The organism is Streptomyces sp. NPDC111802 (genome assembly GCF_055634335.1).
In genome coordinates, this window is record NZ_JBVKCZ010000220.1 from 1 (window position 1) to 1485 (window position 1485).

At 64.3% G+C, this 1485-nt stretch carries 2 protein-coding genes; both read right to left on the minus strand.

Annotated elements, in window-relative coordinates; translation table 11 throughout:
- Nucleotides 1-161 (minus strand): transposase (locus ACZ7NC_RS45590; protein ID WP_471498374.1); only part of this gene is annotated, 161 nt, incomplete at its 3' end.
- A 325-nt stretch (nucleotides 162-486) separates the two neighbouring features.
- A complete protein-coding gene (locus ACZ7NC_RS45595) occupies nucleotides 487-798 on the minus strand; it encodes a hypothetical protein (RefSeq protein WP_471498371.1) in 312 nt (103 codons plus the stop codon).
- Between the last annotated feature and the right edge of the window lie 687 nt (nucleotides 799-1485).

The window sequence follows — 1485 nt, forward strand, 5'->3', positions numbered from 1 at the left end:
TCGGGCATGTCCCGCCATGGGATGCCGGTGCGGACCCGGAACCGTATGCCGTCGATCAGCTGCCGCCGGGTCCATATGGGCGGCCGGCCGGGCTTTTTGCCCTTGGGTAACAGCGGCTCCAGCACCGCCCACTGCTCGTCCGTCAGATCTCCACGCGCCACAGATCAAGATCATCTCATGCCCAAGATCCACTTCCGAAACACGCCCTAGACCGCAAGAACGGCTCGATGATGGCCGGGCATGCCATCCCGCACCGGATCCAGAAGTTCCTGGGCGAGGCCTCGTGGAGCGCCGACTCACTGCTGGCCGAGGTACAGGCGTATGTGGCGCGGGAGTTGGGAGCTCCGGCCGCGACGCCGGTGCTGGACGACACTCAGGTGATCAAGAAGGGGACAAGTCCGTTGGGTCGCACAACACGTCGGCACCGCCGAAGCCCAAGATCGTGTCGCAGCCGAGGCCGGAGACCTCAGCCAGGCCGGGGTGTATCTACAGTTCGTAGCCGCTTCTGCCGCTCCAGCTGAACGGGGAGATCCAAGGGTGAGCCTTCGCTGCCATCCAGTCCGGCTCCCAGCCGTCGCGCACGCCGCGCGCTCCCCAGCCGCCTTTGTGGCGGTCCGGTTTGTCCAGTCCGGCCTGGCGCGCGGCCAGGGCCGCGTCGTAGGCTCGGTGGGCCCGGTTCAGGGCCTCGTTGCGTGAGTTGGCCTGACCGGTGAAGACATGCAGCCCTTGGAGCGTCCGGTCGGTGGCGTGGTGTATCGGGACATCAACCTCGTAATATCGCCAGGATTCTAACTGCATAACGAGCGATCTCCTTTCTGTGCTGGTCGTGACGGCCAGGCTCGCGCATCGCCGTACAGCTGCCTTACCCATGAATGCACCGCACGGCCGGACCGGGAAGCCTGGAAACAGTGCAGATGGCCGGACTATGTCGCAAACTTGCGCAGTTGTGTCTGTAGCTGCAAGTTCCGAGCGGTTGGGGGCTATGTCAACTGGTGAGGCTGCAGCACACCGGCTCGGACGTCTCCCAGCGGGGCGCGGCCGCGGAGCAGGATGCCTGCTGGAGCCTGACGCAGCTTCAGGAACTGCTGGATGAATGGGTCATCTGCGGGTGGCAGGAGCGCCGGCACGACGGACAGGACGGCAGGGAGGACCCCGAGCAGGAAGAGCGACGGCGTACCGGCCCTTGCGCTGAGCGTATTCGTCCCCGCAGACCACGCGGGGTGTGGTTGTTGGCGGGGTCTCGTCATGGCATCAAGTTGCTGATGGCATTTGCTGGGAAGGCGTTGTCGGTATCGGCGGCCTGTACGAACCGGTGGTGACAGTCAGCGCCCATTCGAGGTAGCCACGCACCCACAGTCCTTTCAGTTGGAGATCATGGCGGTCTGCGGTAGTCAACACCGTTGCGTTTGGATCTTGAGGTGCTTGTCAAGGGGGTGCGGGAACGAGGCAACGGGACTCCTGGTAGATCAACTTGTTGCGAAGCGA